At 60.4% G+C, this 21,635-nt stretch carries 29 protein-coding genes; 25 read left to right on the top strand and 4 right to left on the bottom strand.

The annotated features are described in order from the left end of the window. Window positions 1-9: 9 nt before the first annotated feature. The 19 genes from rplX to dsbD all read left to right on the top strand — a co-directional run bounded on the left by rplX (window position 10) and on the right by dsbD (window position 11,136). Complete coding sequence (gene rplX, locus BUE39_RS27580) at window positions 10-318, top strand: 50S ribosomal protein L24 (protein WP_073431857.1); 309 nt, start codon at window positions 10-12, stop codon at window positions 316-318. Window positions 319-335: 17 nt separating this feature from the next. Then, complete coding sequence (gene rplE, locus BUE39_RS27575; RefSeq protein WP_073431856.1) at window positions 336-875, top strand: 50S ribosomal protein L5; 540 nt, start codon at window positions 336-338, stop codon at window positions 873-875. 7 nt (window positions 876-882) lie between these two features. Next, entirely contained in the window at window positions 883-1,188 is a 306-nt protein-coding gene (gene rpsN, locus BUE39_RS27570; protein ID WP_006052215.1) for a 30S ribosomal protein S14, read from the top strand. A 14-nt stretch (window positions 1,189-1,202) separates the two neighbouring features. Further along, complete coding sequence (gene rpsH, locus BUE39_RS27565) at window positions 1,203-1,598, top strand: 30S ribosomal protein S8 (RefSeq protein ID WP_006052216.1); 396 nt, start codon at window positions 1,203-1,205, stop codon at window positions 1,596-1,598. 18 nt (window positions 1,599-1,616) lie between these two features. Then, a complete protein-coding gene (rplF, locus tag BUE39_RS27560) occupies window positions 1,617-2,147 on the top strand; it encodes a 50S ribosomal protein L6 (RefSeq protein WP_073431855.1) in 531 nt (176 codons plus the stop codon). A gap of 12 nt (window positions 2,148-2,159) precedes the next feature. Next, on the top strand, window positions 2,160-2,525 hold the full coding sequence (gene rplR, locus BUE39_RS27555) for a 50S ribosomal protein L18 (protein ID WP_006052218.1): 366 nt from the start codon (window positions 2,160-2,162) through the stop codon (window positions 2,523-2,525). A gap of 14 nt (window positions 2,526-2,539) precedes the next feature. Then, window positions 2,540-3,058 (top strand): 30S ribosomal protein S5, encoded by a 519-nt coding sequence (rpsE, locus tag BUE39_RS27550; RefSeq protein WP_006052219.1) that lies wholly within the window; start codon window positions 2,540-2,542, stop codon window positions 3,056-3,058. A 10-nt stretch (window positions 3,059-3,068) separates the two neighbouring features. Then, window positions 3,069-3,251, top strand: coding sequence for a 50S ribosomal protein L30 (rpmD, locus tag BUE39_RS27545; protein WP_073431862.1), 183 nt, complete (start codon window positions 3,069-3,071; stop codon window positions 3,249-3,251). Between the two features lie 29 nt (window positions 3,252-3,280). Next, entirely contained in the window at window positions 3,281-3,715 is a 435-nt protein-coding gene (gene rplO / locus BUE39_RS27540; protein WP_073431854.1) for a 50S ribosomal protein L15, read from the top strand. 46 nt (window positions 3,716-3,761) lie between these two features. After that, the gene (gene secY / locus BUE39_RS27535; RefSeq protein WP_073431853.1) at window positions 3,762-5,108 is read left to right on the top strand and encodes a preprotein translocase subunit SecY; all 1,347 of its coding nucleotides are present in this window, start codon (window positions 3,762-3,764) and stop codon (window positions 5,106-5,108) included. An 8-nt stretch (window positions 5,109-5,116) separates the two neighbouring features. After that, complete coding sequence (gene infA / locus BUE39_RS27530; RefSeq protein WP_004521905.1) at window positions 5,117-5,335, top strand: translation initiation factor IF-1; 219 nt, start codon at window positions 5,117-5,119, stop codon at window positions 5,333-5,335. 20 nt (window positions 5,336-5,355) lie between these two features. After that, complete coding sequence (gene rpmJ, locus BUE39_RS27525) at window positions 5,356-5,472, top strand: 50S ribosomal protein L36 (protein ID WP_004199844.1); 117 nt, start codon at window positions 5,356-5,358, stop codon at window positions 5,470-5,472. A gap of 41 nt (window positions 5,473-5,513) precedes the next feature. Further along, a complete protein-coding gene (gene rpsM, locus BUE39_RS27520) occupies window positions 5,514-5,879 on the top strand; it encodes a 30S ribosomal protein S13 (protein ID WP_006052223.1) in 366 nt (121 codons plus the stop codon). A gap of 28 nt (window positions 5,880-5,907) precedes the next feature. Next, window positions 5,908-6,312, top strand: coding sequence for a 30S ribosomal protein S11 (rpsK, locus tag BUE39_RS27515; RefSeq protein ID WP_006052224.1), 405 nt, complete (start codon window positions 5,908-5,910; stop codon window positions 6,310-6,312). A 157-nt stretch (window positions 6,313-6,469) separates the two neighbouring features. Continuing rightward, window positions 6,470-7,093, top strand: coding sequence for a 30S ribosomal protein S4 (gene rpsD / locus BUE39_RS27510; protein ID WP_007180123.1), 624 nt, complete (start codon window positions 6,470-6,472; stop codon window positions 7,091-7,093). A gap of 124 nt (window positions 7,094-7,217) precedes the next feature. Next, window positions 7,218-8,195 carry a DNA-directed RNA polymerase subunit alpha gene (locus BUE39_RS27505; RefSeq protein ID WP_006052226.1) on the top strand — a complete coding sequence of 326 codons (978 nt, stop codon included), beginning with the start codon at window positions 7,218-7,220 and terminating at the stop codon, window positions 8,193-8,195. A gap of 168 nt (window positions 8,196-8,363) precedes the next feature. After that, a complete protein-coding gene (gene rplQ, locus BUE39_RS27500) occupies window positions 8,364-8,756 on the top strand; it encodes a 50S ribosomal protein L17 (RefSeq protein WP_008923330.1) in 393 nt (130 codons plus the stop codon). A 183-nt stretch (window positions 8,757-8,939) separates the two neighbouring features. Further along, on the top strand, window positions 8,940-9,272 hold the full coding sequence (gene cutA / locus BUE39_RS27495) for a divalent-cation tolerance protein CutA (RefSeq protein ID WP_073431861.1): 333 nt from the start codon (window positions 8,940-8,942) through the stop codon (window positions 9,270-9,272). Beyond that, on the top strand, window positions 9,265-11,136 hold the full coding sequence (gene dsbD, locus BUE39_RS27490; RefSeq protein ID WP_073431852.1) for a protein-disulfide reductase DsbD: 1,872 nt from the start codon (window positions 9,265-9,267) through the stop codon (window positions 11,134-11,136). The genes cutA and dsbD overlap by 8 nt, the downstream gene beginning before the upstream one ends. A gap of 125 nt (window positions 11,137-11,261) precedes the next feature. Here dsbD and hemB read toward each other — a convergent pair whose 3' ends face one another. Both hemB and yihA read right to left on the bottom strand, forming a co-directional pair. Further along, window positions 11,262-12,260, bottom strand: coding sequence for a porphobilinogen synthase (gene hemB / locus BUE39_RS27485; RefSeq protein ID WP_073431851.1), 999 nt, complete (start codon window positions 12,258-12,260; stop codon window positions 11,262-11,264). A 246-nt stretch (window positions 12,261-12,506) separates the two neighbouring features. Next, window positions 12,507-13,160: a ribosome biogenesis GTP-binding protein YihA/YsxC gene (gene yihA, locus BUE39_RS27475; RefSeq protein WP_073431849.1), complete on the bottom strand. Its 654-nt coding sequence runs from the start codon at window positions 13,158-13,160 to the stop codon at window positions 12,507-12,509. Window positions 13,161-13,457: 297 nt separating this feature from the next. Here yihA and BUE39_RS27470 point away from each other — a divergent pair, with 297 nt between their 5' ends. From BUE39_RS27470 to msrQ, 5 genes are all read left to right on the top strand, one after another. Continuing rightward, a complete protein-coding gene (locus BUE39_RS27470) occupies window positions 13,458-14,111 on the top strand; it encodes a c-type cytochrome (RefSeq protein ID WP_073431848.1) in 654 nt (217 codons plus the stop codon). Between the two features lie 119 nt (window positions 14,112-14,230). Beyond that, on the top strand, window positions 14,231-16,453 hold the full coding sequence (locus BUE39_RS27465; RefSeq protein ID WP_073431847.1) for a cytochrome c biogenesis protein ResB: 2,223 nt from the start codon (window positions 14,231-14,233) through the stop codon (window positions 16,451-16,453). Window positions 16,454-16,457: 4 nt separating this feature from the next. Continuing rightward, complete coding sequence (gene ccsB / locus BUE39_RS27460; RefSeq protein WP_073431846.1) at window positions 16,458-17,666, top strand: c-type cytochrome biogenesis protein CcsB; 1,209 nt, start codon at window positions 16,458-16,460, stop codon at window positions 17,664-17,666. 197 nt (window positions 17,667-17,863) lie between these two features. Then, a complete protein-coding gene (gene msrP, locus BUE39_RS27455) occupies window positions 17,864-18,859 on the top strand; it encodes a protein-methionine-sulfoxide reductase catalytic subunit MsrP (RefSeq protein WP_073431845.1) in 996 nt (331 codons plus the stop codon). Window positions 18,860-18,870: 11 nt separating this feature from the next. Beyond that, window positions 18,871-19,566, top strand: coding sequence for a protein-methionine-sulfoxide reductase heme-binding subunit MsrQ (gene msrQ / locus BUE39_RS27450; RefSeq protein WP_073431844.1), 696 nt, complete (start codon window positions 18,871-18,873; stop codon window positions 19,564-19,566). A gap of 78 nt (window positions 19,567-19,644) precedes the next feature. Here msrQ and lysA read toward each other — a convergent pair whose 3' ends face one another. Beyond that, the gene (lysA, locus tag BUE39_RS27445) at window positions 19,645-20,907 is read right to left on the bottom strand and encodes a diaminopimelate decarboxylase (protein WP_073431843.1); all 1,263 of its coding nucleotides are present in this window, start codon (window positions 20,905-20,907) and stop codon (window positions 19,645-19,647) included. Window positions 20,908-20,916: 9 nt separating this feature from the next. After that, a complete protein-coding gene (gene lptM, locus BUE39_RS27440; protein WP_073431842.1) occupies window positions 20,917-21,225 on the bottom strand; it encodes an LPS translocon maturation chaperone LptM in 309 nt (102 codons plus the stop codon). Window positions 21,226-21,260: 35 nt separating this feature from the next. Here lptM and cyaY point away from each other — a divergent pair, with 35 nt between their 5' ends. After that, entirely contained in the window at window positions 21,261-21,578 is a 318-nt protein-coding gene (gene cyaY / locus BUE39_RS27435) for an iron donor protein CyaY (protein ID WP_073431841.1), read from the top strand. Window positions 21,579-21,635: the final 57 nt, after the last annotated feature.

Below are 21,635 nucleotides of genomic sequence, written 5' to 3'. Positions count from 1 at the left end.
GGAGTCGCGATGAACAAGATTCGCAAGGGTGACGAAGTTATCGTCACCACCGGCAAAGATAAGGGCAAGCGCGGCATTGTGCTGTCCGTTGGCGAAGGCAAAGTGATTGTCGAGGGCATCAACCTCGTCAAGAAACACGTCAAGCCGAACCCGATGAAGGGTACGACGGGCGGTGTTGAAGCCAAGACGATGCCGCTGCAAATTTCGAACGTCGCATTGGTCGACGCGAATGGCAAGGCATCGCGTGTAGGCATCAAGGTCGAGGGAGACAAGAAAGTCCGTTTCCTTAAGACGACCGGTGCCGAGCTGAGCGCCTGACGCTGCGGAGTAAAAAAATGGCTCGTTTGCAAGAGTTTTACAAAGAAAAGGTTGTACCCGGCCTCATCGAGAAGTTCGGTTACAAGTCCGTGATGGAAGTGCCGCGCATCAGCAAGATCACCCTCAACATGGGTCTTGGCGAAGCGGTTGCTGACAAGAAGATCATCGAAAACGCCGTTGGCGACCTGACGAAGATCGCAGGCCAGAAGCCGGTGATTACGAAGGCACGCAAGGCAATCGCTGGCTTCAAGATCCGTCAAGGCTATCCGATCGGTGCAATGGTCACGTTGCGTGGTCAGGCAATGTACGAATTTCTGGACCGTTTCGTGACGGTCGCGCTCCCCCGTGTACGCGACTTCCGTGGCGTGTCGGGTCGTGCATTCGACGGTCGCGGCAACTACAACATCGGTGTGAAAGAGCAGATCATTTTCCCCGAAATCGACTACGACAAGATCGACGCACTCCGTGGGCTGAACATCAGCATCACGACGACTGCGAAGACCGACGACGAAGCAAAGGCTCTGCTCGCCAGCTTCAAGTTCCCGTTCAGAAACTGAGGTTACCGTGGCTAAACTGGCACTGATCGAACGTGAAAAGAAGCGTGCTCGCCTCGCTGCTAAGTACGCTCCCAAGCGTGCGGAGTTGAAGGCGATCATTGGCGATATGAGCAAGTCGGACGAAGAGCACTACGCAGCACGTCTGGAACTGCAACAACTGCCGCGCAACTCTAATCCGACCCGTAAGCGCAACCGTTGCGCAATTACTGGTCGCCCGCGCGGCACGTTCCGTAAATTCGGGCTGGCGCGCAACAAGATTCGCGAAATCGCGTTCCGCGGCGAGATCCCTGGCCTGACCAAGGCGAGCTGGTAATAGGAGAAACATAAATGAGCATGAGTGATCCTATCGCCGATATGCTGACTCGCATCCGCAACGCGCAGATGGTTGAGAAAGTTTCGGTGACAATGCCCTCGTCGAAAGTCAAGGTTGCCATTGCGCAGGTCCTGAAGGACGAAGGTTATATCGATGATTTCGCAGTGAAGTCCGAAGGTGCGAAGTCTGAATTGAACATCGTGTTGAAGTACTACGCCGGCCGTCCGGTCATCGAGCGCATTGAACGCGTCTCGAAGCCCGGTCTGCGTGTGTACCGCGGCCGTAACGACATCCCCGTGGTCATGAATGGCCTCGGCGTGGCAATAGTGTCGACGCCGAAGGGCGTGATGACGGACCGCAAGGCGCGTGCAACGGGCGTTGGCGGCGAAGTCATCTGCTACGTCGCTTAAGGCCGAAAGGAGAGAAACATGTCTCGAGTAGGTAAAAGCCCGATCGCGCTGGAAGGCGCAGAGGTGGCCCTGAGCGACGATCGCATTACCGTCAAGGGCCCATTGGGTACGATTACGCAGGCAGCAAACCGCCTCGTGAAAGTGGTGAACGACAATGGCACGCTGAAGATCGAGCCGGTGGACGAGAGCCGCGAAGCGAATGCGATGTCGGGCACGATGCGCGCATTGATTGCGAACATGGTGAACGGCGTGACGAAGGGTTTCGAGCGCAAGCTGACGCTGGTTGGCGTTGGTTACCGCGCACAAGCGCAAGGCGACAAGTTGAACCTGTCGCTGGGTTTCTCGCACCCCGTGGTGCACCAGATGCCGGAAGGCGTCAAGGCTGAAACCCCGTCGCAAACCGAAATCGTGATCAAGGGGATCAATAAGCAACAAGTTGGCCAGGTCGCTGCAGAAGTGCGCGGCTATCGCCCGCCGGAGCCCTACAAGGGCAAGGGTGTGCGTTACGCCAATGAGGTTGTGATCCTCAAAGAAACGAAGAAGAAGTAAGGGTGCGCAATCATGGATAAGACTCAATCTCGCCTGCGCCGCGCTCGTCAGACGCGTATCAAGATCGCTGAGCTGCAGGTCGCGCGTCTCGCCGTGCATCGCACGAACACGCACATCTATGCGCAAGTGTTCTCGCCGTGCGGCACCAAGGTGCTCGCCAGCGCGTCGACGCTCGAAGCCGAAGTGCGTGCGCAACTGGCTGATCAGACGGGCAAAGGCGGCAACGTTGCTGCTGCGACTCTGATCGGGAAGCGCATCGCAGAAAAGGCTAAGGCTGCCGGCATCGAATCCGTCGCCTTCGACCGTTCGGGTTTCCGTTACCACGGCCGCGTGAAAGCGCTGGCTGATGCGGCGCGCGAAGCCGGACTCAAGTTCTAAGGGAAGAATTCGTCATGGCAAAGATGCAAGCGAAAGTTCAGGCTGACGAACGCGACGACGGCCTTCGTGAAAAGATGATTTCGGTCAACCGCGTGACCAAGGTCGTGAAGGGTGGCCGGATTCTCGGTTTCGCCGCGCTGACCGTGGTTGGCGACGGTGATGGCCGCGTCGGTATGGGCAAGGGCAAGGCGAAGGAAGTGCCGGTCGCTGTTCAGAAGGCGATGGAACAAGCTCGCCGCAACATGTTCAAGGTGCCGCTGAAGAACGGTACCCTGCAGCACGAAGTGCACGGTAAGCACGGCGCATCGATGGTCCTCCTCGCTCCGGCGAAGGACGGTACCGGTGTGATCGCCGGTGGTCCGATGCGCGCAGTGTTCGACGTGATGGGCGTGCAGAACGTTGTGGCCAAGAGCCACGGTTCGACGAACCCGTACAACCTCGTTCGCGCAACGCTCGACGGTCTGCGCAAGCAGTCCACGCCGGGCGACATCGCGGCGAAGCGCGGCAAGTCCGTCGAAGATATTCTGGGCTAAGGTGGACACCATGTCTGATAAAACTGTCAAGGTCCAGCTCGTCAAGAGCCTGATCGGCACCCGTGAAACGCACCGTGCTACGGTGCGTGGCTTGGGCCTGCGCCGACTCAACTCGATCAGCGAGTTGCAGGACACGCCGGCTGTGCGCGGCATGATCAACAAGGTTTCGTACCTCGTTAAGGTCATCAGCTAAGCGGCTGACCAGGACTCAAGGAGTTGATAATGGAATTGAATAACCTGAAGCCGGCTGAAGGCTCGAAGCACGCTAAGCGTCGCGTCGGTCGCGGTATCGGCTCTGGTCTGGGCAAGACTGCCGGCCGTGGTCACAAGGGCCAGAAGTCGCGTTCGGGCGGCTTTCACAAGGTTGGCTTCGAAGGCGGTCAAATGCCGCTGCAACGTCGCCTGCCGAAGCGGGGCTTCACCTCGCTGACGAAGGAATTCGTCGGTGAAGTGCGTCTCTCGGATCTGGAAAAGCTGCCGGTCGACGAAATCGATCTGTTGGCTCTGAAGCAAGCCGGTCTGCTCGGCGAACTTATCACGAGCGCCAAGATCATTGCGACGGGCGAACTGAAGCGCAAGGTCGTTGTGAAGGGCCTGGGTGCGACGAAGGGTGCGCGCGCTGCTATTGAAGCAGTCGGTGGCTCTTTTGCCGAGTAACGCGCAAGTTATTTGCCGTCACTAGCATTTGCATCGGAGAAGGTACTTGGCTAACAGCCCGAGTCTCGCAAAACCCGGTCGCGGCGCGGCGAAGTTTGGCGATCTGCGTCGGCGAGCAGTGTTTCTGCTGCTGGCGCTGATCGTCTACCGTATCGGCGCGCACGTTCCGGTGCCGGGTATTGACCCGGACCAACTGGCAAAGTTGTTCCAAAGTCAGTCGGGCGGCATCCTTGGCATGTTCAACATGTTCTCGGGTGGCGCACTTTCGCGGTTCACGATTTTCGCGTTGGGGATCATGCCTTATATTTCGGCATCGATCATCATGCAGTTGCTGGCGATTGTCTCGCCGCAGCTCGAGGCGCTGAAGAAAGAGGGGCAGGCGGGACAGCGGAAGATCACGCAGTACACACGTATCTTCACGGTCCTGCTGGCGACGTTCCAGGCATTCGGCATTGCCGTCGCACTGGAAAATCAGCCGGCCTTAGTGATCGATCCGGGGATGGTGTTTCGGTTGACGACGGTCGTGACGCTGGTCACCGGCACGATGTTCCTGATGTGGCTCGGCGAGCAGATCACGGAGCGTGGGCTTGGCAACGGTATCTCGATCATTATTTTCGGTGGTATTGCGGCGGGTTTCCCGAATGCAATCGGTGGTCTTTTCGAACTGGTGCGAACCGGCTCGATGAGCATCATTTCGGCGATTATCGTCGTCGTGCTGATCGCTGCTGTGACTTATCTGGTGGTGTTTATCGAACGCGGCCAGCGCAAGATTCTTGTGAATTACGCGAAGCGGCAAGTCGGTAACAAGATTTACGGCGGACAGTCTTCGCATCTGCCGCTGAAGCTGAACATGTCGGGTGTGATTCCGCCGATCTTTGCATCGTCGATCATTCTCTTTCCGGCAACCATCCTGAACTGGTTTAGTTCGGGGTCGCGTACCGGCTGGTTCGCAGACACGTTGCACAACGTGGCCGAAGCCCTCAAGCCAGGCCAGCCCGTGTACGTATTGTTGTACGCGTTGGCGATCGTTTTCTTCTGCTTTTTCTACACAGCGTTGGTGTTCAACAGCAGGGAAACGGCCGACAACCTGAAAAAGAGTGGCGCTTTCGTTCCAGGCATCCGCCCGGGCGATCAAACGGCGCGATATATCGACCGCATCCTCACGCGTCTGACGCTGGCCGGTGCGATCTACATCGTGTTTGTTTGTCTGCTGCCCGAGTTTCTGGTGCTGCGCTGGAACGTGCCGTTTTATTTTGGTGGAACGTCGCTGCTGATCATTGTCGTCGTCACAATGGACTTCATGGCGCAGGTGCAGTCGTACGTTATGTCGCAACAGTATGAATCGCTGCTGAAGAAAGCTAATTTCAAAGGCGGCGGCGTCCCGATGCGTTGAAAGGACTTATGGCCAAAGACGATGTTATCCAGATGCAGGGTGAAGTCATCGAAAACCTGCCTAACGCTACCTTTAGGGTGAAGCTGGAAAACGGCCATGTCGTATTGGGACACATATCCGGGAAGATGCGGATGCACTACATCCGAATCTTGCCGGGCGACAAGGTGACGGTTGAATTGACGCCTTACGATCTGTCGCGTGCGCGGATCGTGTTCCGGGCGAAGTGATTTGAAAAAAGGGTAATATCATGAAAGTGATGGCATCGGTTAAGCGCATTTGCCGCAATTGCAAGATCATCAAGCGCAAAGGCGTTGTGCGCGTGATTTGCAGCTCTGATCCGCGCCACAAACAGCGTCAAGGCTGAACGCCGCGCTTTTGCTTGCGCTTTTTGTTTGAGGAAAAACAATGGCTCGTATCGCAGGGGTTAACATCCCGAATCACCAGCATACCGAAATCGGCCTGACGGCAATTTACGGTATCGGCCGCACGCGCTCGCGCGACATTTGCGTCGCTGCTGGTGTGGCATTTTCGAAGAAGGTCAAAGACCTGAACGACGCAGACCTCGAAAAGCTGCGTGAAGAAGTCGGCAAGTTCATCGTTGAAGGCGATCTGCGCCGTGAAACGACGATGAACATCAAGCGCCTGATGGATCTCGGCTGCTACCGTGGCGTGCGGCATCGTAAGGGCTTGCCCCTGCGCGGCCAACGTACGCGTACGAATGCCCGTACGCGCAAGGGTCCGCGTCGTGCAGCGCAATCGCTGAAGAAGTAAGCGGAACTGACAGTTACAGGAAAACGTAATGGCTAAGGCTTCGAACAACTCCGCGGCGCAACGCGTTCGCAAGAAGGTCAAGAAGAACGTCGCCGAGGGCGTGGTTCACGTTCACGCGTCGTTCAACAACACCATCATCACGATCACCGATCGTCAAGGCAATGCACTTGCTTGGGCAACGTCGGGTGGTCAGGGCTTCAAGGGTTCGCGTAAATCGACCCCGTTTGCAGCTCAGGTGGCGGCCGAATCGGCTGGCCGCGTGGCGATGGAATACGGCGTGAAGAACCTCGAAGTGCGGATCAAGGGCCCCGGTCCTGGCCGTGAGTCGGCGGTGCGCGCATTGCATGGTCTTGGCATCAAGATCACAGCGATCTCCGACGTAACCCCGGTCCCGCACAACGGCTGCCGTCCGCCGAAGCGTCGTCGTATCTAAGACGCTGTTTTCGCTAGCGCCTGTCGCCGCCGCGCTTGTAAGCCGGCGACCACAGGCCGCTTGCGCTATTGAATTGACTAAGCCCACCGTTCGACCCAAAGGGCTCGGACTAGCGTGAGTGCATGCATTCACGTGATCAATCATAGAAGGAATCAACGTGGCACGTTATATCGGCCCTAAGGCCAAGCTCTCCCGCCGTGAAGGCACTGACCTTTTCCTGAAGAGCGCCCGTCGTTCACTCGCTGACAAGTGCAAGCTTGACAGCAAGCCTGGCCAACATGGCCGCACCTCGGGTGCACGTACGTCCGACTACGGCACGCAGCTGCGCGAAAAGCAAAAAGTGAAGCGCATCTACGGTGTCCTCGAGCGTCAATTCCGTCGTTACTTCGCCGAAGCAGACCGCCTGAAGGGCAACACGGGCGAAAACCTGCTGCAATTGCTTGAATCGCGTCTCGACAACGTCGTGTATCGCATGGGTTTCGGCTCGACGCGCGCTGAAGCGCGTCAGCTCGTGAGCCACAAGGCGATCACGGTGAACGGCGTCGTGTCGAACATTCCGTCGATGCAAGTGAAGGCAGGCGATGTTGTAGCGGTGCGCGAACAGAAGAAGAAGCAAGCCCGTATTCTCGAAGCGCTGTCGCTCGCTGAGCAAGGCGGTCTGCCGAGCTGGGTCGCTGTTGATTCGAAGAAGTTCGAAGGCACGTTCAAGCAGAAGCCGGAACGCAGCGACATCGCTGGCGATATCAACGAAAGCCTGATCGTCGAATTGTATTCGCGGTAATCGGATTAACGGCCGGGGCACCCCGATTGCGTTGCGCAAGGGGGCGTCTCGGCTGTTTATTTTCAGGTTGTTACCGGTCAGCCTTATCGGTGTAACGAGCCGAGGGTATTGAAAAGGAAAACCTATGCAAACCAGTTTGTTGAAGCCCAAGATCATCGCAGTTGAATCGCTTGGCGAAAGCCACGCGAAAGTGGTCATGGAACCGTTTGAACGCGGTTACGGCCACACCTTGGGTAACGCGCTTCGGCGCGTATTGCTGTCGTCGATGATCGGCTACGCGCCGACCGAAGTGACGATCGCAGGCGTCGTACATGAGTATTCGACGCTCGACGGTGTGCAAGAGGATGTGGTCAACCTGTTGTTGAACCTGAAGGGTGTGGTCTTCAAGCTGCATAACCGTGACGAAGTGACGGTTACGCTGCGCAAGGAAGGTGAAGGCGTTGTCACCGCGGGCGACATTGAACTTGCGCACGATTGCGAAGTGATCAACCCGGATCATGTGATTGCGCACCTGTCGAAGGGCGGCAAGCTCGACGTGCAGATCAAGGTTGAAAAAGGCCGCGGCTACGTGCCGGGCAATGTGCGTCGTTACGGCGAAGAATCGGCCAAGATCATCGGCCGCATCGTGCTGGACGCGTCGTTCTCGCCCGTTCGCCGCGTGAGCTACGCCGTTGAAAGCGCGCGTGTCGAACAACGTACCGACCTCGACAAGCTCGTGATGAACATCGAGACCAACGGTGTGATCTCGCCGGAAGAAGCAATCCGTCAATCGGCGCGTATTCTGGTCGACCAACTGTCGGTATTCGCCGCACTGGAAGGTACCGAAGCTACGGCAGAAGCACCGTCGCGCGCGCCGCAGATCGATCCGATCCTGCTGCGTCCGGTTGATGATCTCGAACTGACGGTTCGTTCCGCGAACTGCCTGAAGGCCGAGAACATCTACTACATCGGCGACTTGATCCAGCGCACTGAAAACGAGCTGCTTAAGACGCCGAACCTGGGCCGCAAGTCGCTGAACGAAATCAAGGAAGTATTGGCGTCGCGTGGTTTGACGCTCGGCATGAAACTCGAGAACTGGCCGCCGGCTGGTCTGGACAAGTAATCCCGGGACCTGAACCCGCCGCTGCACTGGCAAAGACGCGGATTTTCCTTTAAAATCCGCGTCTTGTCTTTTTTCACTACCGGCCCGTGCACTCGCCGCCTCAGGGGAAACCGAGGAGCCGAGCGTGATAGAAGAGCTGGAACAAAACTCTGAATCAAAGGAATTAACATGCGTCACCGTCATGGTCTGCGGAAACTGAACCGCACGAGCAGCCACCGTCTGGCAATGCTCCGTAACATGTCCAACTCGCTGATCGAGCACGAAGTCATCAAGACCACGCTGCCGAAGGCGAAAGAACTCCGTAAAGTCGTCGAGCCGCTGATCACGCTCGGCAAGAAGCCGTCACTGGCAAATCGTCGTCTGGCGTTCAACCGCCTGCGCGATCGTGACTCGGTCACGAAGCTGTTCGAAGTGCTTGGCCCGCGTTACGCCACCCGTCCGGGCGGCTACCTGCGCGTGCTGAAGTTCGGTTTCCGCGTTGGCGACAACGCACCGATGGCACTGGTCGAATTGCTCGACCGTCCGGAAGTCGAAGAAACTGAAGTGCAGGAAGCTGAGTAAGCTTTTTAGCACCCGAAGAAAAAGCCAGGCAGCACGCCTGGCTTTTTTGTTGGCGGGAAGAAAGCCCACGCGGCACAAATGCTTGGCGGCCAAATGCCGCAAGCTCGCCGCAGGCATCTCCGCAGTCGCGCGAAGCTAGGTGATACGATACTGACAGCTGATCGTGCCCGGCCGGAGCCCTCTGTGAACGTGAATGTGACCTTGATTCTGACGACGGTACCCGACGCGGACGTTGCCCAGAAGCTGGCGACGGACGCGTTAGCTGCGCGGCTATGCGCGTGCGTCTCTCAACTGGGCGTTGTTCAGTCCAGCTACCACTGGCAGGGCGCGATCGAAACGGCGCAGGAAATCCAGCTGCTGTTCAAGACAAGCGCCGCGCGGGCGTCAGAACTCGAACAATACATTCAGGCGAACCACCCCTACGACACGCCGGAAATCCTTTCGTGGCAAGCGACGGCATCATCCGTCTACGGCCAGTGGATCACTGCCGAAACCCAACGTCCTCTCCATGTTTAACGGTCTCGACCGCCGCGCGCTCTATGTGCTGCGCATAACCTTTTTCCTGTTCGGCTGCCTCTTCGCCGGGTCGTTCGGCAGCGTTGCCCGCGCTGCGGACGATTTCCTCGACCCGGCGGTCGCCTTCAAATTCAGCGCCAGCGAAAAACCCGGCGAAGTCGTCGTCACGTACAAGATCGCGGACGGCTACTACATGTACCGTGAGCGCTTTGCGTTCGCGCCTCGCAACGGCGCCGCAATTATCGGCGAGCCGCAGTTGCCGGCCGGCCACATCAAGTTCGATCAGACTTTCAACAAAGACGTCGAAACGTATCGCAACGAGCTGACGATCCGCATTCCCGTGAAACAGGCGGCGGGACAATTCGATCTGGTGGTGACGTCGCAGGGCTGCGCCGACGCCGGCATCTGCTATCCGCCGATGGACCGGGTGTACCGTGTCAGCGGCGAGGCGCTGCAACCGGCCGGCAACGCGGCGGCGGGCGCTTCCACGCAACCCACCCCGGCCGCCGGTGCGTCGTGGTATGAGCGGGCTACCAGCGCCGACTATGCGCGGTCGCTGTTGCAAGGCGGTGGTTTCTTCGCGATCGTCGGGCTTTTTTTCGTGGCCGGCGCCGTACTAAGCCTGCTGCCGTGCTCGTATCCGATGATTCCGATTCTGTCGGCGATCGTCATCGGTGAGGGCGCGCGAGTGACGCGTGCGCGCGGGTTCGCGTTGTCGCTGGCTTACGTGATCGGCATGGCGCTCGTATATACGGCGCTCGGCATCGCGGCCGCGCTGGTGGGGCAAAGCCTCGGCGCGTGGCTGCAAAACCCTTGGGTGCTGGGCGCGTTCGGGATGCTGCTGACGCTTTTCGCGCTGACGCTGATCGCAGGATTCGACATCGCCTTGCCGCGCCGTTGGCAAGAAGGCGTTTCGCCGGCGTCGGCGGGGCGCTCTGGCGGAAAATTCGCGGCGGTAGCCTTGATGGGTGCGCTGTCCGCGCTGGTGGTCGGCGCCTGCATGACCGCGCCGCTCTTCGCCGTGCTGGCGTTCATTGCGCACACCGGCGATGCGGTGCTTGGCGGCGCGGCGCTATTCTCGATGGGGCTCGGCCTTGGCGTGCCGCTTCTGATCATCGGTCTCGGTGCCGGCACGTTGCTGCCGCGCGCAGGCTCATGGATGGACGGGGTCAAGGTGTTCTTCGGCGTCGTGCTGCTTGCCGCGGCGCTGTGGATCGTATGGCCGGTGCTCGGCGCGGCCGCGACGATGCTGTTGAGCGCGCTCTGGCTGCTCGTCGCCGCAGCATCGCTCGGTCTGTTCTCGGCCCTGGCCGTTGGCTCCTCAATATGGCGCCGGCTGAGCCGAGGGCTTGGCGCTGTGTTTGCAGTCTGGGCGGTGGCACTGCTGGTTGGCCTTGCCGCAGGCTCGTCCGATCCGCTGAAGCCGCTTGCGGTGCTGGCGGCGCGCGGCGGCGAGGCGGGTTTGGCCAGTACGTCCAACGCGCTGGATACGCGGGCGCAAAGCGATCTGACATTCGCCCCGGTGCGTTCGTCGAGCGAACTCGATCTGGCCATCAAAACGGCTGTGCAGCCCGTCATGCTCGATTTTTACGCGGACTGGTGCGTGAGCTGCAAGGAGATGGAGAAATTCACTTTCAGTGACCCGCGCGTCCAGGCGAAGCTTAAGCAACTGACCCTGCTGCGCGCCGACGTCACGGCGAATAACGCCGACGATCAGGCGCTGCTCAAGCGATTCGGCCTCTTCGGGCCGCCAGGCATCATTTTCTTCGACAAGGGCGGTAAGGAAGTACTGCGCGTCGTCGGTTACGAATCAGCGGACAAGTTTTTACGCAGCCTCGATCGCGCAACCCCGCCGGGTGTGTAGCCGCACACAGGTTTTCGATACGCGCAAAGTATGCGAAAAAAAGGAGGCGGGACTAAAAGTCCGCCTCCTTTTTTCCCATGTCGTCAGCGCAGCAGCGTCGTCGCCCGCTAACGAAAGCCGTCAAATCATTTCTGCGAGCGCAAAATTCGCGCGGCATCCAGCGCGAAATACGTCAGCACGCCATCAGCGCCGGCCCGCTTGAACGCCAGCAGCGATTCCATCATCGCCTTGTCGTGATCGAGCCAGCCGTTCTGCGCGGCCGCCTTCAACATCGCGTATTCGCCGCTCACCTGATAAACGTAAGTGGGGAACTGGAATTCGTCCTTCACGCGACGCACGATGTCCAGATACGGCATGCCAGGCTTGACCATCACCATATCGGCGCCTTCGTTGATGTCCGCTTGCACTTCGCGCAGCGCTTCATTCGAATTGGCCGGGTCCATCTGGTAGGTCATCTTGTTGCTCTTGCCCAGATTCGTCGCGGAACCGACGGCATCGCGGAACGGCCCGTAAAACGCCGACGCAAATTTGGCCGCATAAGCCATGATGCGCGTGTGGACAAACTCCTCGCTCTCGAGCATTTCGCGAATCGCGCCGATGCGGCCGTCCATCATGTCCGAGGGCGCGACGATATCGACGCCTGCTTCAGCCTGCGCACGGGCCTGCTCGATGAGAATCTCAACGGTCTCGTCGTTCATCACGTAACCGGCTTCATCGAGCACGCCGTCCTGGCCGTGGCTCGTATACGGGTCGAGCGCGACGTCGGTCAGCACGCCCAACTCGGGGAAACTCTTTTTGAGTTCGCGAACGGCGCGCGGAATGAGGCCGGCCGGATTGGCTGCTTCGCGGCCATCAGGCGTTTTCAGAGACGGCTCGATTGCCGGAAACAGCGACAGTACGGGCACGCCCAGCTCGACGCATTGCTCGGCCACGCCCATCAGCAGATCGACCGACACGCGCTCGACGCCCGGCATCGACGGTACGGCTTGCCGCACATTCGTGCCCTCGACGACGAACACCGGATAGATCAGATCATTCGTGGTGAGGATGTTTTCCCGCATCAGACGGCGCGAGAAGTCGTTACGGCGCATGCGGCGCGGACGGTAGTGCGGGTAGAAGCTCATATCGAATCGAAGATGATGGATGTGGAGAGTGGACAAGTACGTCTGCGTCTGCTCCCGAAACTTTTCGAGACAATGGTATATCATACCGATCGAGCAAGGCGCCTTGCGCTGACCTCCCCGCTTCTCCTCCCTGAGCGGGTGCCTGTCGTTTTTTCGATTAGGCTGTTTGACCCGCCGTTAAAGCGGCGGGTTTTTTTATGGGCGGCCGAAACGGCGCTTTTGCGTGCCTGACGGAAGCCCCCGCGCTTACTGCGCGGCGTCCGCTTCGCCTGTGGCTTTGGGGATCAGCCAGCCTTCGATCAACTCGTGCGCCTCGTCGATGCCGATTCGTTTGAGCGCCGAGAACAATTGCGCGGTCAACTCGCCTTGGTAGCCGGCGGCGCGATATTCAGCCAGGCCTTTCTGCGTCGCGCGCAATGCGTTGATGCTTTCCTGTCGCGTCAATTTGTCGCATTTTGTAAGCAGCGTATGGATCGGCTTGCCCGTCGGCGCGAACCACTCGATCATCTGGCGATCCAGATCCGTCAACGGACGACGCGAGTCCATCATCAGAATCATGCCGCGCAGTTGCGAGCGCGATTGCAGGTAGGTCGACAGTAGCGCTTCCCAATGGGCCTTGGCCGCGCCGGGCACTTCCGCGTAGCCGTAGCCCGGCAGGTCCACCAGATGCGCGGTCGGCTCGTCCGCCTTGCCCACCGAAAAGTAATTGATATGCTGTGTGCGCCCCGGCGTCTTGCTGGCGAACGCGAGCCGCTTCTGATTGCACAGGATATTGATCGCCGTGGACTTGCCGGCGTTCGAACGTCCCGCAAAGGCGATCTCGGGCTGCGCGGTGGCCGGCAGGTCACGCAAGTGATTGACGGTCGTGAAAAAGCGGGATTGGTGGAGCAGGAAGGACATGATCAGGCCAGGATTCGAGACGCCGGGGAACCCGGAGCGGGGACGGGTCAAGCCCGACTGGCGTCTTAGCGATTAGCGAGTTATTGTACAATACGATGGTTTACTGAAAACCCGAGGGGGCCGCCCCGCGTGCCTTGGCGGCTCCTGGTGGTCACTCAGTCGCTGTCGTATTTTGCAAAACCTTCAGGAAAACGCTGGGCCGTCCCAAGTTTTCTTGCCCCCTTCGGGGGGCCTGGCGCGAGGCGCCGGGTTTGGGGGCTCTCTAAAAAATCCCACAAGACGAGACAGGGTGTGCGAATGAATCGACTGTGCAAGGCTCTGATGGTGCTTCAGGTAGCGGCAGGTCTTTCAGGTTTGGCAATTCAGGCACGAGCAGCAGAGCCGGCAAAGCCGGACGTCAATCGGGGGCAGGCAATCGCAATGCAGGTTTGCGCGTCGTGCCACGGCGCGGACGGCAACAGTGCCGGCGGCGCATACCCGAAGTTGTCGGGCCAGCATCCCGAGTATCTCGTCAAGCAACTCAAGGATTTCAAGACGCAGGCGGGCGCCAAGCAGCCCGCGCGCAACAATGCGATCATGGCGGGCATGGCCGCGGCGCTCTCCGACCAGGACATGGTCAACGTGGCGGCCTATTTCGCGGCGCAGGCTCCCAAGCCAGGTTATGCGCATAGCAAGGACACCGTGGCGCTCGGTCAGAAAATTTACCGTGGTGGGGTGGCCGAGAAGGGCGTGCCGGCATGCGCAAGCTGTCACGGGCCAACGGGCCAGGGCATTCCCTCGCAGTATCCGCGCCTGTCGGGGCAATGGTCGGACTACACGGTGGCGCAGTTGTCCGCGTTCACGCAGGGTTCCGGCGCACGTAACAACAACGAGGCGATGCATGCCGTCGCATCGCGTTTGTCGGACAGCGAGATCAAGGCTGTAGCCGATTACATCGCGGGCTTGCATTAAGTAAGAGTCCGCACGCAAGCGCAACCGGCCCGCCGGGGCCGGTGCAAAACAAGAAAAGGGTGGGGGCGTCGTGTCTACGACAGCCTCTCACCCTTTTTTGCTGTTCAGTCGGAGTATGAATGAGCGTCACCACGTCGGGTCTGCAGTCGAAGTCGAGCAATCGCATCGTGCGCAGCATCATCGAAGTCATGAGTTCGATGCGTTTCGCCATCGCGCTGCTCGTGATTCTGTCCATCGCCAGCATTATCGGCACCGTCCTCACGCAGGACGATCCGTATCCGAATTACGTCAACCAGTTCGGCCCCTTCTGGGCGGACATCTTCCGCTCGCTGAGCCTGTACACGGTGTACAGCTCGTGGTGGTTCATGCTGATCCTCGGCTTCCTGATGGTGTCGGTCTCGCTGTGCGTGATCCGCAATGCGCCGAAAATGCTCGCCGACGCCAAGAGCTGGAAAGACAAGGTTCGCGAAGGCAGCCTGCGCGCGTTCCATCACAAGGGCGAGTTCGCGGTGCACGGCACGCGCGCGCAGACCGCCCAGGTGCTCGCCAGGCTGTCGGCGAAGCTCGGCTATAAATTCGTCACGCGCGAGTCGGACGGCGCGACGCTGATCGCCGCCAAGCGCGGCGCGCTGACCAAGTTCGGCTATATCTCGGCTCACATCGCGATCGTGGTGATCTGTCTCGGCGGCCTGCTCGACAGCAACCTGCCGATCAAGCTGCAAATGTGGCTGTTCGACAAGTCGGCGATCCGCGCGAACACGGTAATCAATGAGATTCCTGCCGAACATCGCCTGTCGCAGTCGAACCCCACGTTCCGCGGCTACGCGTGGGTGCCGGAAGGGCAGCATGTATCGACGGCGATCCTGAACCAGCCGGACGGTTCGCTGATTCAGGACTTGCCGTTCTCGATCGAACTGAAGAAATTCATCGTCGACTACTACTCGACCGGCATGCCGAAGCTGTTCGCAAGCGACATCGTCGTCGTCGACCATAAGACCGGTGCGCGCGTGCCGGCGCGGATCGAAGTGAACAAGCCGTTCGAATACGAGGGCGTGTCGATCTATCAGTCGAGCTTCCAGGACGGCGGCTCGCAGATGCAGATGACCGCGTTCCCCATGACCGGCGCGAGCGCGAAGACCGCACCGTTCGCCGGCACGATCGGCGGCAACGCGCCGCTTGGCCAGGCCATGTCGCTGGCGGACGGACAGACCGTCGAATTCACCGATTTCCGCGCGATCAACGTCGAAAACATCTCGAACGGCAGCGGCCAGAACGACGCCCGCGGCGTCGCGGCGCATCGTACGCTGAAAGAAGCGTTCGACGAGCGTCTCGGCTCGGGCGCGAAGACGTCGAAACCGCTCGAACTGCACAATGTCGGCCCTTCGGTGCAGTACAAGGTGCGCGACAAGGACGGCCAGGCGCGCGAATACAACAACTACATGCTGCCGGTGGAAGTAGCCGGCGAAAAGATGTTCCTCGCCGGCATGCGCCAGAACCCGGACGATCCCTTCCGCTACCTGCGCATTCCCGCCGACACCGGCGGCACCGTCAAGGAATGGATGAACCTGCGCGCCACGCTCGAGAATCCGGCCATGCGCGCGGCGGCCGCTCACCGTTTCGCGCTGCGCTCGGTGCCGGGTTCGAATGCCGAACTGCAGCAGCATCTGGAAGAAAGCGCGCTGCGCGTGCTGACGCTTTTCGCGGGCGCGGACAGCAGCGTCAAGATGCCGAACGGCCAGCCCGTCGGCGGCTTTCAGGCGATCGCCGGCTTTATCGATCACTCGGTGCCGAAGGGCGAGCAGGAAAAGGCGGCCGGGCTGCTTCTGCGCATGCTGGAAGGCTCGACGTGGGATTTGTGGCAACTGTCGCGCGAGCAGCTCGGCGAGCCTGAAGCGCAGGCCAACGCGGACGCGAGCCGCTTTGTTCAAACCTCGATCAACGCGATATCCGACAGCTTTCTGTATGGATCACCGGTTTACTTGCAGCTTGACGGCTTCAAGCAGGTGCAAGCTTCGGTATTTCAGTTGACGCGCGCACCGGGCAAAAAAGTCGTGTATCTTGGCAGTCTGCTTCTCGTATTGGGCATCTTTTCGATGTTCTACGTTCGCGAACGGCGCCTGTGGTTCTGGCTCAAGGATACCGATCACGGCACGAACGTCGTGATGGCGATGTCGAGCGCGCGCAAGACACTCGACTTCGAAAAGGAGTTCGTTCAAACGCGCGACGCAGTCGGCGCCGCGCTGGGCGCCAAACTCACTGAAGCACCCGACGCCGCCCGCGGCGCCGATCAACCCGGCCACGCCGGCGCGCAGTCCGCAAGCTCACAAGATTCGACCCGGTAAGATCATGGACTTGACTCAGGTTTCCCCCTCCTCATCATCGTCGCGGCCCAGCAAGGCGCTCGCGGGCGAGTCGCTCAACGTGGCGGAGTACGACGAGCGACCGTTTCTGAAACGGCTCGGTGTCTTCGACTGGCTGTTCGCCGTCGTGATGGTCGCTGGCGCGGGGTTCGCGCTGTCGCACTATCACGCGTTCATGAACTACTACGACAAGCTGGTGCTGGTGTGCGCGGTGCCGGTGTTCGTCGTGCTCGGCTGGCGTTGGAAGCCGGTGCGTCCGCTGATGGTCGGCATCGCGGCGCTGTCGTTGTGGGCGATCCAGATTTACCAGGGCGATCTGGCCCGTGCCGATCAGGCCTTCTTCCTGAAGTATTTCCTCTCGAGCCAATCCGCGATTCTGTGGATGAGTGCGCTGTTCGTGTTCGCCACCGTGTTCTACTGGATCGGCCTGCTGTCGCGCTCGCCAACCGGTGCGGCAATCGGTTCGAAGATGACATGGGCCGCGGTGGTCATGGGCTTCGTCGGGCTGATGGTGCGCTGGTACGAGTCATACCTGATCGGCTCGGACGTCGGCCATATTCCGGTCTCGAACCTGTATGAAGTATTCGTGCTGTTCAGCCTGATCACCGCGTTGTTCTATCTGTATTACGAGCAGCACTACAACACGCGCGCGCTCGGCGCGTTCGTGCTGCTGGTGATCAGCGCCGCCGTCGGCTTCCTGATGTGGTACTCGGTCGCCCGTGACGCGCAGCAGATCCAGCCGCTCGTGCCGGCGCTGCAAAGCTGGTGGATGAAGATTCACGTGCCGGCGAACTTCATCGGCTACGGCAGCTTTGCGTTGTCGGCCATGGTCGGCGTCGCGTACCTGATGAAAGAGCGCGGCGTGCTGGCCGATCGCCTTCCGGCGCTCGAAGTGCTCGACGACGTGATGTACAAGTCGATCGCCGTCGGCTTCGCCTTCTTCACGATCGCGACGATTCTCGGCGCGCTGTGGGCCGCCGAAGCGTGGGGCGGCTACTGGAGCTGGGACCCGAAGGAAACGTGGGCGCTGATCGTCTGGCTCAACTATGCGGCATGGCTGCACATGCGTCTGATGAAAGGTCTGCGCGGCGCGGTCGCCGCCTGGTGGGCGCTGACCGGCCTGCTGGTGACGACTTTCGCGTTTCTCGGCGTCAACATGTTCCTGTCGGGGCTGCATAGCTACGGCAAGCTGTAAGATTCGCCGCTCCGCCCCGACTAAGAACCGCCGCGTGCTTCGCACCGGCGGTTTTTTTATGGCTGACGGAATATTTGCCGCGCCCGACGTGTTCGTCATGGCAGTAGCGACGAATAGCTGGACGGACGCGGGACAAGCGATCATGACTTCGGCCCCGTAAAATGAACGAACCGGCGGGGCCGGCAAGGAGCAGGACGATGTGGATCAAGCGAAGCGACAGAATTCAACTCCTCGGCGACGATATCGCGCGTAGCGAAATCACGCCGCGGCACGTATTCGAGAACCGGCGGCGTGTGTTGCAGGCGGCGGGCGCGCTGGCGCTCGGCGGTCTGATCGGCGTGAATGGCGAGGCGCTGGCGGCGTATTCATCGCCGGACCCGAAGGCGCAAAAGCTCGCGGCGAAGACCAACGCGAAGTTCGTCGCGCTCGACAAGATCACGCCGTTCAAGGACATCACGAGCTACAACAACTACTACGAGTTCGGCACCGATAAGGCCGATCCGTCGCATAACGCCGGCACATTGCGCCCGCACCCGTGGAAGGTGAGCGTCGAGGGCGAAATCAAAAATCCGAAGGTGTACGACATCGATGAATTGCTGAAGCTCGCGCCGCTCGAGGAGCGCGTGTACCGGCTGCGCTGCGTCGAAGGCTGGTCGATGGTGATTCCGTGGATCGGCGTGCCGCTCTCGGAACTGATCAAGCGCGTGCAGCCGACCGGCAATGCGAAGTACGTGCAATTCATCACGCTGGCTGATGCGTCGCAGATGCCCGGACTCTCGACGCCGGTGCTCGATTGGCCGTACTCCGAGGGGCTGCGCATGGATGAAGCAATGAATCCGCTGACGCTCCTGACGATGGGTGTTTACGGGCAGGTGCTGCCGAATCAGAACGGCGCGCCGATTCGCATCGTGGTGCCGTGGAAATACGGCTTCAAGAGCGCGAAGTCGCTGGTGAAGATCCGCTTTCTCGACAAGCAGCCGCCGACCAGTTGGAACACCTATGCGTCGAGCGAATACGGTTTCTATTCGAACGTGAACCCGAACGTCGATCATCCGCGCTGGAGCCAGGCGACCGAGCGGCGCATCGGTGAGGACGGCTTTTTCACGCCCAAGCGCAAGACGCTGATGTTCAACGGCTACGGCGATCAGGTCGCGTCGCTTTATCAGGGCATGGACCTGAAGAAGAATTTCTGAGCAACGCGACCATGGCTTTCGATACACAGACTTCCGCTGTGAGCGGGCGCAAGGCGCCGCGAGCAGCGCACGCGTCCACGACCGTGAAGCGGCCCGCATCCGGCGCGCGCTGGATCGTGCCGGCGAAAATCGCGGTGTTTGTCGCCGCGCTGTATCCGCTCGCGCGCATCGTGTTGTTCGGCATGACCGATCGGCTCGGCTCGAATCCGATCGAATTCATCACGCGCTCCACCGGTCTCTGGACGCTCGTCTTTCTTTGCATCACGCTGGCCGTGACGCCCTTGCGCCGGTTGACCGGGGTCGCCACGTTCGTGCGCTTTCGGCGGATGCTCGGGCTCTACGCCTTCTTCTACGCGACGCTGCACTTCACCACTTACCTCTGGTTCGACAAGTGGTTCGATGTCGCCGAGATCGTGAAGGACATCGGCAAGCGGCCCTTCATCACCGTTGGTTTCGCGGCGTTCCTGTTGCTGATCGCGTTGGCCGTGACGTCGCCGCGCGCGATGGTGCGCAAACTCGGCCGTCGCTGGCAGACATTGCATCGCGCGATCTACGCGATCGGCGTGCTCGCGATCCTGCACTTCTGGTGGATGAAGGCGGGCAAGAACGATCTGCTGTTGCCGAAGCTTTACGGCGCAATCATGCTGGCGCTGCTGGGGTGGCGGTTGATCGTATGGCTGCGCGAGCGAAGGTCGAAGGCGGGTTGACCGGCAAGCGAGTCGCACAAACTAAAAAGGCGATGCCGCGGCGGCATCGCCTTTTTTGTCAGACGCCGAACTCGACGTTTACGCCGGCAGGATCGTTTCTCCCGCAAACAACTGCTTGATCTCTTCGCGGGCGCGCACCACATGCGCTTGTGTACCATCCACCATCACTTCCGCCGCACGCGGACGGGTGTTGTAGTTGGAGCTCATCACGAAGCCGTACGCGCCGGCCGAACGAATCGCCAGCAAATCGCCGGGTTCGATCGCCAGCAGACGCTCGCGACCCAGCCAGTCGCCGCTTTCGCAAACCGGGCCGACCACGTCGTAGACATGCGCCGGTACGTCGCGCTTCGCCGCTGCTTCGATCGCGTGGTACGCCTCGTACATGGCGGGGCGCGCGAGGTCGTTCATCGCGGCGTCGACGATGGCGAAATTCTTTTCCGCACCCGGCTTCAGAAACTCGACGCGCGTGAGCAGCACGCCCGCATTGCCCACCAGCGAACGACCCGGCTCGAAATACACTTCACGATGGCCGTGGCCACGCGCTTCGATGCGATCGAGCACGGTGCGCACGAACGCGCCGATTTCCGGCGGTGCTTCATCGTCGTAGGTGATGCCGAGACCGCCGCCCACGTCGATGTGGCGAATGCTCACGCCGTCCTGCTCGATCTGTTCGACCAGTTCCAGCAACTTGTCGACCGCGTCGAGATACGGCGCGACTTCGGTGATCTGCGAACCGATATGGCAGTCGATGCCGATCACCTCGAGATGAGTCATCGCCGCGGCGGCTCGATACGTCGCGCGCGCGTCTTCGAATGCGACGCCGAACTTGTTCGACTTCAGCCCGGTGGAAATATACGGATGCGTCTTCGCGTCGACGTCCGGATTCACGCGCAGCGAAACCGGAGCTTTCTTGCTCATGTCGGCGGCCACCGCATTCAGGCGGTCCAGTTCAGGAATCGATTCGACGTTGAAGCACTTCACGCCGGCCGCGAGCGCGTCGCGCATTTCGTCCGCACTCTTGCCGACGCCGGAAAACACGGTGTTTTCCGCTTTACCGCCGGCCGCCAGCACACGCGCCAGTTCGCCGCCCGACACGATATCGAAGCCGGCGCCGAGACGCGCGAACACGTTCAGCACCGCGAGGTTGCTGTTCGCCTTGACGGCCACGTGCACGCTCGCGCGGCGGCCTGCGCAAGCGCCGGCGTACGCGTTCCAGGCATCGGTGAGCGCGGCGCGCGAATAGACGTAGAGCGGCGTGCCGAACTGTTCGGCGAGCGAGACGGCGGACACGCCTTCGGCGTGCAACACGCCATCGACGTAGTCAAAAGCGGATCGAGTCATGCGAGGGTCTTATTGAGCGGGAGTAACGGCGGAGGCAGGCGGCGCGGCGAGTTGGTTTTCCGGCGCCAGCGTGAGCGGCGTGCCCGACGTATTCGGCACGGTGCCCGTTTCGTCGGCGGTTTCGGCGCTGGGTTTCACTTCATCCGGCGACGGCGGTTGCGTGCGGTCGATCGGCTTGGCCGGGAGCGGCGGCACGGTGGGCAAATAGAGCGAACCACGCTGCCCGCAGCCGGCAAGTGCACAACCTGCGAGAATGGCTAGACCCGCTACAATCGCGCGGCCGGGCGCCGCTGCGCGCATCCGAGAAACGACTCGCATGACTGTCCCTGAATAAATAATCGATGGAGTTTAGCATGTCCGATAGTGAATACCTGACCCGCGCGGAAGCCGCGCTAGCCGCCATCGAACGCGCACTCGACGACACCGACGCCGACATCGAATTCGAGCGCAGCGGCAATGTGCTGACCCTCGAATTCGAGAACCGTTCGAAGATCATCGTGAACCTTCAGCCGCCGATGAGCGAGATCTGGATCGCCGCGAAAGCGGGCGGCTTTCACTTCCGTTTCGTCGATGGTGAATGGCGCGATACCCGCAGTGGTACGGAGTTTTTCGCCGCGCTGTCGGAGTACGCGACGCAACAGGCCGGCGAGCCGGTTCACTTCGAAGCGTGAATCCGGGTTAAGGCGGGGCCGCGACTGCCCGAAGCGCGCCTCGCGACTGACGGACCG

The organism is Paraburkholderia terricola (assembly GCF_900142195.1).
GTDB lineage: Bacteria > Pseudomonadota > Gammaproteobacteria > Burkholderiales > Burkholderiaceae > Paraburkholderia > Paraburkholderia terricola.
The sequence above is the reverse complement of the archived record's forward strand: the minus strand, read 5'-3'. Positions and strand labels throughout refer to the sequence as shown.